The organism is Micromonospora sp. LOL_025 (assembly GCF_048060285.1).
Lineage (GTDB): Bacteria > Actinomycetota > Actinomycetes > Mycobacteriales > Micromonosporaceae > Micromonospora.
Genome location: NZ_JBHMIR010000015.1, coordinates 145082 through 153357 on the forward strand (window position 1 = coordinate 145082; position 8276 = coordinate 153357).

The following is an 8276-nucleotide window of genomic DNA, read 5'->3' on the forward strand; positions in this document are numbered from 1 at the left end:
CGGGGCCCACCATAGATACATGACGCATCCCTCGCCGTCGGGTCGGACGGCCGCGCCCTCGGCCGCCGAACGCGCCTACCGGCACCTCAAGCGCGAGATCCTGGAGCAGATCCACCCGGGCGGGTCGCTGGTCAGCGAGGGGGAGATCGCCGAGGCCACCGGGGTCTCCCGCACCCCGGTCCGGGAGGCGCTGCTGCGCCTGGAGGCGGAGGGGCTGGTCCGGCTCTATCCCAAGCGGGGCGCCCTGATCCGCCCGGTCTCCGCCCGCGAGGTCACCGACGTGATCGAGGCGCGGCGGCTGGTCGAGCTGCACGCCGCCGAGCGGGTCTGGCCCCGGCGCGCGGCGCTGCGGGGCGACCTCGCCGCCCGGCTGGCCGACATGCGTGACGCGCACGCCGCCGGTGACCTGGCCGCGCTGATGCAGGCCGACCGGGCCTTCCACGCCACCGTCGTGGACGCCGCCGGCAACGAGATCCTCGCCGAGCTGTACCAGCGGCTGCGCGACCGGCAGCTGCGGATGGGGGAGGCCAGCTTCCGGCTCTCGCCCGGCTGGGCCGAGACGGCGCTCACCGAGCACGCCGAGCAGCTCGCCGCACTCGACTCCGACGACCCCGGGCGCTGGCTCGCCGCGGTCGCCGCGCACATCGACAACGCCGCGGCCGTGCTGCGGGCCCTGCGGTGAGGGCGCTGACCGCGCGGGTAGCCCCGCTCCGGTCGGCGGGCGGCCTCGTCTGGGCCGTGGCCGTGGCCGCGTACGTGGCCGCCGTGTTCCACCGCAGCTCACTCGGCGTCACCGGCGTCGACGCGGCGCACCGCTTCGAGGTCAGCGCCTCGGCGCTGGCCACCTTCTCCGTCGCCCAACTCGCCGTGTACGCGGCGATGCAGGTCCCGGTCGGCGTGCTGCTCGACCGGTTCGGGTCCCGCCGGCTGCTCATCGTCGGCGGCGCGCTGATGGTCGCCGGCCAGCTCTGCTTCGCCCTCGCCACCGACGTGCCCCTGGCGATCGCCGCCCGCGTGCTGATCGGGCTCGGCGACGCGATGACGTTCATCAGCGTGCTGCGCATCGTGGCGCTGTGGTTCCCGGGGCGGCGCTACCCGATGATGACGCAGCTCACCGGCACACTCGGCCAGCTCGGGGCGATCCTCGGCGCCGTGCCGCTGGTGTTCCTGCTGCACTCGGCGGGCTGGACCCCCGCCTTCCTCACCGCCGGGGCGGTCGGGGCGACCGTGCTGCTGATGGTCGTCGTCGCCGTCCGGGACACCCCGGGCGGGCCGGTTCCGGCCGGTGCGGCGCCCACCCTCACCGACGTCCGCCGCGAACTCGCCGCCGCCTGGGCCCAGCCGGGCACCCGGCTGGGGCTCTGGACGCACTTCGTCACCCAGTTCTCCGGCGCCGTGTTCGCCCTGCTCTGGGGGTACCCGTTCCTGGTGCAGGGGCAGGGGCTCAGCCCGACCGCGGCGGCGTCGCTGCTCACCCTGATGACCGCCGCCATGCTGCTGACCGGGCCGGTGGTGGCGCACCTCTGCGCCCGGCACCCGTTCCACCGCTCGGTGCTGGTCTTCACGATCACCGGTGCCACCGCCGCGGTCTGGGCCGTCGTGCTCGCCTGGCCGGGACGCGCGCCGGGCTGGCTGCTGGTCACCCTGGTGCTGGTGCTCGCGGTGAACGGCCCGGCCTCGCTCATCGGCTTCGACTACGCGCGCAGCTTCAACCCGGTCAACCGGATCGGCAGCGCCACCGGGGTCGTCAACGTCGGCGGCTTCGTCGCCTCGATCGTGCTGGTGCTGGCTGTCGGCGTGGTGCTCGACCTGGCCACCCCGGCCGGTCGGGCCACCCCGGACCTGGCCGCCTTCCGGTGGGCCTTCGCCGTGCAGTACGTCCTCTGGGCGCTCGGCGCGGTCCAGGTGCTGCGCTACCGCAATGCGGCCCGCCGCGAACTCGCCGCGCGGACACCCGCCGCGACCCCGACCTGACCTGCGGCGCGGCGCGGGCCCTCAGCGGCGCCGGCGGCCGTGGGTGAGGTCGTCCAGCACCAGGGTCAGGCCGGCCCCGAGCAGCCAGACGTCCTTGGCCAGGCCGATGCCCTCCTGGGTGGGCCGGAGGCTGCCCGGCTCGCGCATGCCCGGGGTCCTCAGGTAGAGCTGCACCAGCCCCGCGCCGAACGCGGCCAGCCCCAGACCGGCCAGCGCCGACGGGACGAACGGCGCGAGCAGCGCGGCGCCCAGGGCGATCTCGGCCCGGGACAGCAGCCGGGCGAACCGGTCCGGGTCGAGCTTGCCGAGCTGCGGGACGGCGCCGACGGCCATCCCGTGCACGCCCCGCGCGGCCTCCCCCTCCAGCGACCGCTTGCCCATCCCCGAGTTGAGGACGAACGCGCCGATGCTGACCCGCAGCGGCAGATGGCTGACCCTCATGGCGTACTCCCGTCCGACTGTCGAACCGTGCCCCCGCCTACCCCTCGCCGCCCGCGATAACCGCCCGGCGGCCCCGGTCGTCCGCGACGATCGGGGGTAGTTTCGGCCCGAGGAACGTGATCGAGGTGCCGCGTCAGCGCACCGACGGACGGCGGCGCGACGCGTCGGCGTGGAGCAGGAGGAAGCGTGAGCCAGGAGGTCAGGGGAGTCATCTCCCGCAGCAAGGGCGCGCCGGTCGAGGTGACCACGATCGTGCTGCCCGACCCGGGGCCGGGCGAGGCGATCGTGCGGATCCAGTCCTGCGGGGTCTGCCACACCGACCTGCACTACCGGGAGGGCGGCATCAACGACGACTACCCGTTCCTGCTGGGTCACGAGGCCGCCGGCGTCGTCGAGCAGGTCGGGCCGGGCGTCGACGGCGTCGCGCCGGGCGACTTCGTGGTGCTCAACTGGCGGGCCGTCTGCGGGGTGTGCCGGGCCTGCCGCCGGGGCCGCCCGTGGTACTGCTTCGCCACCCACAACGCGGCGCAGAAGATGACCCTCACCGACGGCACCGAGCTCACGCCCGCGCTGGGCATCGGCGCCTTCGCGGAGAAGACCCTGGTCCACGCCGGTCAGTGCACCAAGGTCGACCCGGCGGCCCGGCCCGCCGCCGTCGGCCTGCTCGGCTGCGGCGTGATGGCCGGTCTCGGCGCCGCCATGAACACCGGCGGGGTCACCCGGGGCGACTCGGTGGCCGTGATCGGCTGCGGCGGCGTCGGGGACGCGGCGGTGGCCGGCGCCGCACTGGCCGGCGCGACGACGATCGTCGCGGTGGACACCGACCCCCGCAAGCTCGACTGGGCACGCAAGTTCGGCGCCACCCACACCGTGAACGCCAGGGAGGAAGACCCGGTCGAGGCGATCCGCGCCGCCACCGGCGGCTTCGGCGCCGACGTGGTGATCGACGCGGTCGGCCGCCCCGAGACCTGGAAGCAGGCCTTCTACGCCCGTGACCTGGCCGGCACCGTCGTACTGGTCGGCGTGCCGACCCCGGAGATGACCGTCGACCTGCCGCTGCTCGACGTCTTCGGCCGCGGCGGCGCGCTCAAGTCGAGCTGGTACGGCGACTGCCTGCCCAGCCGGGACTTCCCCATGCTGACCGAGCTCTACCTGCAGGGCCGGCTCGACCTGGACGCCTTCGTCACCGAGGAGATCGCCCTGGACCAGGTCGAGGAGGCGTTCGCCCGGATGCACCGCGGCGACGTGCTGCGCTCGGTGGTGGTCCTCTGATGGCGGCCCGCGTCGACCACGCCGTCACCTCCGGCACCTTCTCCCTCGACGGTCAGACCTTCGACGTGGACAACAACGTGTGGGTGGTGGGCGACGACACCGAGTGCGTCGTCGTCGACGCCCCGCACGACGTCGACGCGATCCTGGCCGCCGTCGGCGACCGGCGCGTCCGGGCGATCCTCGCCACCCACGCGCACGACGACCACGTCCGGGTGGCCCCGGCGCTGGCCCGGGCCACCGGCGCCCCGGTGCTGCTGCACCCCGCCGACCGGGTGCTGTGGGACATGGTGCACCCCGACGAGGCGCCGGGCGGGGAGCTGCGCGACGGGCAGACCGTCGAGGTGGCCGGCACCGCGCTGACCGTGCTGCACACGCCGGGCCACAGCCCCGGCGCGTGCAGCTTCCACGCGCCGCAGCTCGGCGTCGTGTTCACCGGCGACACGCTCTTCGCGGGCGGGCCGGGGGCGACGGGACGCTCGTACAGCGACTTCGGCACGATCGTCGCCTCGATCCGGGACCGGCTGCTCACCCTCCCGGCGGAGACGGTCGTGCACACCGGGCACGGGGAGAGCACCACCGTCGGCGCGGAGGCTCCCCACCTCGACGAGTGGCTGGCCCGCGGGCACTGAGCGACACCGGCCGCCGGGCGTCCCGGGCAGCCGCTCAGCGACTGTCCGGGACGGCCTCGCGGCGGTCGTGCGTGCCGGTCACGGTGAGTCGCTGCCGGTCGGCGGGACCGACGTCACGCCGGGCGCCGCACGTACATCCGGACGGTCGTCCCGGCGGCGGTGGTGTGCACGCGGACCAGGTCGCACAGCGCCTGCACGATGACAAGCCCTCGGCCGCCGATGCCGTCCGCGGCCGGGGTCAGCCGTCCGGCCAGCGGGTCGGCCAGCCAGCCGTCGTCGCGGATCTCGCAGACCAGGTGCTCGGCGGTGCGCCACACGCGCAGCACGCCGGTGCCGCCGGCGTGCGCGACGCTGTTCGTCGCCAGCTCGGTCACCGCGATCTGCAGGTCGGCCAGCCGGTCCTCGTCGAGCCCCACGGCCTCGCCGTGCCCGGCCACGAACCGGCGCACGGCGGACAGCGTGTCGAACTCGTAGACCAGCGCCGAAACCGGCTCCGTCGGGCTGGACAGGGGCCTGTTGTAGCGGGCGACCACGTCCGCCGGGGCGTACTCCGCGCTCGGCCGTCGCCCGGCGTCGTCGACGAGGATCGGGTGCGTGGCGTACGCGTCGGCCAGCACGTCGGCGTCGAGCCCGGCGACGTCGTACGGGCAGAGGATGGTCGCCTCGCGGCCGGCGAACGCCATGTTGATCAGCGCCTCGTGCTGGGCGCACGCCGGGTACTCGGTGTCGCTGCGCCCGGCCCAGATCGGCTCGCCGATGATCCGCACGCGGCGGCCGGCATGCTGCTCGATGAACGCCTGCAACACCCAGGGGATGATCCGGCCCGGGTTCCGGCCGGCCTCCGACATGTCCGCCCAGCGCACCGCGTCCGTGGGGCCGACGGCGGCGCGGACCAGTCGCAAATTGGCGCCGGGCATCGCGACCAGCACCGGCTCCCCGGCGGCGAGCCCGTCGGTCACGAACGGCACCGTGCCCGCGAGCAGACCCTCCGGGTCGCGGTAGAAAAGCCCCTCGTGCACGAAGGCGCCCGCCGCCTCCGCCTGCCATGCCCCGGTCATGCCGGCCGTCCCAGACCGGGGGCGAACCCGGTCTCGCGCGACCGCCGGTCGTAGCGGCACAGGGCGGCCACCCGGGCGGGGCACCTGCTCACCACCGCACCACCAGTCATCCGTCGGTTTCCACTTCGCGTTCCCACTGTAGTGGCCGGCCCCGGTGCCGGCCCACCGGGTGAAACGTCGGCGCCGCTCTGCCGCCCATCCGGCCGGCACGGGCCGGGCACCGCCCGCCCACGGGCGTGATCCGGGTCGCGCCCGACGCGCGCCTCGACGCCGCGGCCGGCCTCCGGACCACCCTCTCCGAGAAGTTGCGCGGCGCACCGAAAACGGGGTGCGTCCCGGCCCGCTCGTGAGGGAGATTCGTCGCCGTGCGACCCACCACCGGACCGGCAGCCACGCACGCGGCGCCGGCACTCAACCCCGCCCAACGCGGCGCCCTCGCCCACGTACGCGAGGCGGCGCTGCGCGAGCGTCCCGCCGCCCTGGCCGCCATCGCCCGCGCGCTCGCCGGCTCGGGCGTCACCCACGGGCCGGAGCGCCTGATCGCGGCGGTCGGCGGGAACGGGCGGCTCACCCTGAACTTCCACCCCGACCGGCTGCGCGCCGACGGGCGTACGGTCGCCGGCGCCCTGGCCGCCGAGGGCGTCTACCGCAGCCAGTTCGAGACCGGCATCTCCAACGGTGGCCTGTTTGCCTACCCCGGGGGCGACCGGGACCGCTGGGAGGAGACGCTCTTCGGCGGCGCCTACCAGACGGCCGGCGTACGCCCCGCCGACCGGCCCAAGTACGGCGGCCTGAACCTGCTCGACCATCCGGACGGCGCGTGCCCCCGGTTCGGCTCCTGCCACCTGCGGCTGCGCCCGCAGGTGCTGGCGCGGACCACGTTCTGCTTCGGCGACAGCCACCTCGGACCCCGTGACCTGGGCACCGTGGACGTCTTCGAACCGGTGCTGGCGGCCCTGCTGGCCGCGACCGACGGCACCGGGATCAGCCTCGGCGTCCCGGGCGACGTGGTGACCCTGACCCGGGCGCTGCTGCGCCGGCGCGAGGACGCCGTGTGGGCCCCCGGCGCGGCCGGTCGCGCGCTCGACGACTACATCGAGGCGCAGGTCCACGGCGAGCTGAGCCTCGCCCGGGACGTGGAGGCGATGGTGGTCGACCCGTCCTTCCGGGGCACCGAAACCGGGGCGATGCTCGCCGCGATCGCCCGGCGGCACGGCTTCGCCCTGGACTGGCACGCCGGGTTCGCGCTGCCCGTCGACCGGATCGACGCCGAGTTCCGGGGCCCGGCGATCCCGCCGCTGGCCGCCCGGGTGCACGCCGAGTTCGCCCGGCCGGGCGAACCGGTCGACGCCGCCCTGATCGGCCGCGCGGCGGTTTCGGTGGTCACGGAGCCGTCCCGCTGGGCCGACCGTGGGCCGACGGAGGTCACCCTCCAACACCTCAAGCAGCTCTGGCACGTCCTCGTCCGCTTCGGCGCCCCTTGGGCCGCCCCGGACGACCGGGCCCTCCGGCCCACAGACCCCTCGCGGGGAGCGCGGGCGGACCGGTGAGCCATCCGGACCCGAACGGACGGACGTGCCGGCCGTCCGGTTGCGCCGGCCGCCTCCGGAACGCGACCGCCTGTGCCCGCCCGTCCCAAGGCCGAGTGAGCCGGGTCGCAGCCGACCGGGGCCGGTGCATATCCGGAATGCCCGACAGGCCAGGCTGGTTGTGTCCCCCGTACCGCCGGAACCGAAACCCCGTCCCGGCGCGGAAGTTTCCCCCGAAGGAGTGCTCACCCAGGGAGCGCTTCGCCTGACCGAAAGGGCAACCATCGTGAAGCTCGACTTCACTCGATGGCTCCCGGCCATCGCGAAGGACTCGAAGGACTCGAACCGCAAGATCGCGCTGAGCGTGGTGGGCGTCGCCGCCCTCGGTGGCCTCGCCTTCGGGCCGACGGCCGTGGCCGCGCCGGTCACCACCGCGCCCCACGAGGGCGCCGTGGCGGCGATCGCGCAGGCCACCGGCAAGGGCAGGCCGGGCGCGGCCGAGGAGTCGGCCCTGACCACGGGCGGTACCACCACCAAGCCGTCCGCCGACAAGCCCAGCCGCGAGGAGCTCATCCCGCACGGCGTGCAGGGCGCACAGTCGCGCATCCCGCTCGACGACGCACAGCTCGCCAACGCCAGGGCCATCATCGAGGAGGCCAAGGAGACCGGCGTGGGTGAGCGGGGCGCCGTCATCGGGATCGCCACCTCGCTTCAGGAGTCGAAGCTCTACAACCTCGGCCACCTCGGCGCGTACAACGACCACGACTCGCAGGGCCTGTTCCAGCAGCGTCCGTCGTCGGGTTGGGGTTCGCCCGACCAGATCACCGACCCCGAGTACGCCTCGCAGGCGTTCTTCCGCGCGCTCAAGAACGTGGGCGGCTGGCAGGACCTGCCGCTGACCTCCGCCGCCCAGACCGTGCAGGTTTCGGCCTACCCCTTCGCGTACGCGCAGTGGGAGGAGCAGGCGGCGGACATCGTCTCCCAGCTCTGGTGACGACCCCGTGACACCCGGCCGGCCCCCGCATGAGGGCCGGCCGGTCCCGTCATACCGACGCGACCCGCTCTCGGCGATCATGAGGTTGGCGGCGATTCTTGATCTACCTGGCTGCCGCCAACCTCATGATCGCCGGCTTCAGGGGCGGTGGAGAGCGATCTTGGCAAGAGGGTGCCCCTCGGGGCCGCCATCTACCAAGATCTCCCCGGCTCACCGATGAGTCGTCTGGGCGAGCTGTCCGGTCTGGGGGTGGCTGTCCAGGGAGGGCGGTTGGCTCCGTGTCTTGTCAGGTCATCGGTGCCGGGGGTGTCCGGTTGCGGGGTGTGATCGGGGGCATCGTGGGGGCGGAATCGTGGCGGGGGTGGGGTCGTTACACCCT

General features: G+C 74.7%; 8 protein-coding genes. 6 read left to right on the forward strand and 2 right to left on the reverse strand.

Going from position 1 to position 8276, the window contains the following annotated elements; genetic code table 11:
* The first annotated feature begins 19 nt into the window (after positions 1 to 19).
* Both ACFHW0_RS19615 and ACFHW0_RS19620 read left to right on the forward strand, forming a co-directional pair.
* The gene (locus tag ACFHW0_RS19615) at positions 20 to 682 is read left to right on the forward strand and encodes a GntR family transcriptional regulator (protein ID WP_416609610.1); all 663 of its coding nucleotides are present in this window, start codon (positions 20 to 22) and stop codon (positions 680 to 682) included.
* On the forward strand, positions 679 to 1974 hold the full coding sequence (locus tag ACFHW0_RS19620; RefSeq protein ID WP_416609611.1) for an MFS transporter: 1296 nt from the start codon (positions 679 to 681) through the stop codon (positions 1972 to 1974). The genes ACFHW0_RS19615 and ACFHW0_RS19620 overlap by 4 nt, the downstream gene beginning before the upstream one ends.
* A 21-nt stretch (positions 1975 to 1995) precedes the next feature.
* Here ACFHW0_RS19620 and ACFHW0_RS19625 read toward each other — a convergent pair whose 3' ends face one another.
* Positions 1996 to 2415: a hypothetical protein gene (locus tag ACFHW0_RS19625; protein ID WP_416609612.1), complete on the reverse strand. Its 420-nt coding sequence runs from the start codon at positions 2413 to 2415 to the stop codon at positions 1996 to 1998.
* Between the two features lie 186 nt (positions 2416 to 2601).
* Between ACFHW0_RS19625 and ACFHW0_RS19630 the strand changes: the two genes are divergently transcribed.
* Together ACFHW0_RS19630 and ACFHW0_RS19635 are read left to right on the forward strand one after the other, a co-directional pair.
* Positions 2602 to 3687, forward strand: coding sequence for an S-(hydroxymethyl)mycothiol dehydrogenase (locus ACFHW0_RS19630; RefSeq protein ID WP_416609613.1), 1086 nt, complete (start codon positions 2602 to 2604; stop codon positions 3685 to 3687).
* Complete coding sequence (locus tag ACFHW0_RS19635; protein WP_416609614.1) at positions 3687 to 4316, forward strand: MBL fold metallo-hydrolase; 630 nt, start codon at positions 3687 to 3689, stop codon at positions 4314 to 4316. Before ACFHW0_RS19630 ends, ACFHW0_RS19635 begins: the two co-directional genes overlap by 1 nt.
* Positions 4317 to 4429: 113 nt before the next feature.
* Here ACFHW0_RS19635 and ACFHW0_RS19640 read toward each other — a convergent pair whose 3' ends face one another.
* Positions 4430 to 5374 (reverse strand): anti-sigma factor RsbA family regulatory protein, encoded by a 945-nt coding sequence (locus ACFHW0_RS19640; RefSeq protein ID WP_416609615.1) that lies wholly within the window; start codon positions 5372 to 5374, stop codon positions 4430 to 4432.
* A 365-nt stretch (positions 5375 to 5739) separates the two neighbouring features.
* Between ACFHW0_RS19640 and ACFHW0_RS19645 the strand changes: the two genes are divergently transcribed.
* Together ACFHW0_RS19645 and ACFHW0_RS19650 are read left to right on the forward strand one after the other, a co-directional pair.
* The gene (locus tag ACFHW0_RS19645; protein WP_416609617.1) at positions 5740 to 6924 is read left to right on the forward strand and encodes a DUF3626 domain-containing protein; all 1185 of its coding nucleotides are present in this window, start codon (positions 5740 to 5742) and stop codon (positions 6922 to 6924) included.
* Between the two features lie 265 nt (positions 6925 to 7189).
* The gene (locus ACFHW0_RS19650; RefSeq protein WP_416609618.1) at positions 7190 to 7897 is read left to right on the forward strand and encodes a hypothetical protein; all 708 of its coding nucleotides are present in this window, start codon (positions 7190 to 7192) and stop codon (positions 7895 to 7897) included.
* Positions 7898 to 8276: the final 379 nt, after the last annotated feature.

What these genes read in the sequence shown, in the direction of transcription:
- ACFHW0_RS19615 (WP_416609610.1), top strand. Translation starts at nt 20, where the DNA reads ATGACGCATCCCTCGCCGTCGGGTCGGACGGCCGCGCCCTCGGCCGCC.
- ACFHW0_RS19625 (WP_416609612.1), bottom strand. Translation starts at nt 2,415, where the DNA reads ATGAGGGTCAGCCATCTGCCGCTGCGGGTCAGCATCGGCGCGTTCGTC.
- ACFHW0_RS19635 (WP_416609614.1), top strand. Translation starts at nt 3,687, where the DNA reads ATGGCGGCCCGCGTCGACCACGCCGTCACCTCCGGCACCTTCTCCCTC.
- ACFHW0_RS19640 (WP_416609615.1), bottom strand. Translation starts at nt 5,374, where the DNA reads ATGACCGGGGCATGGCAGGCGGAGGCGGCGGGCGCCTTCGTGCACGAG.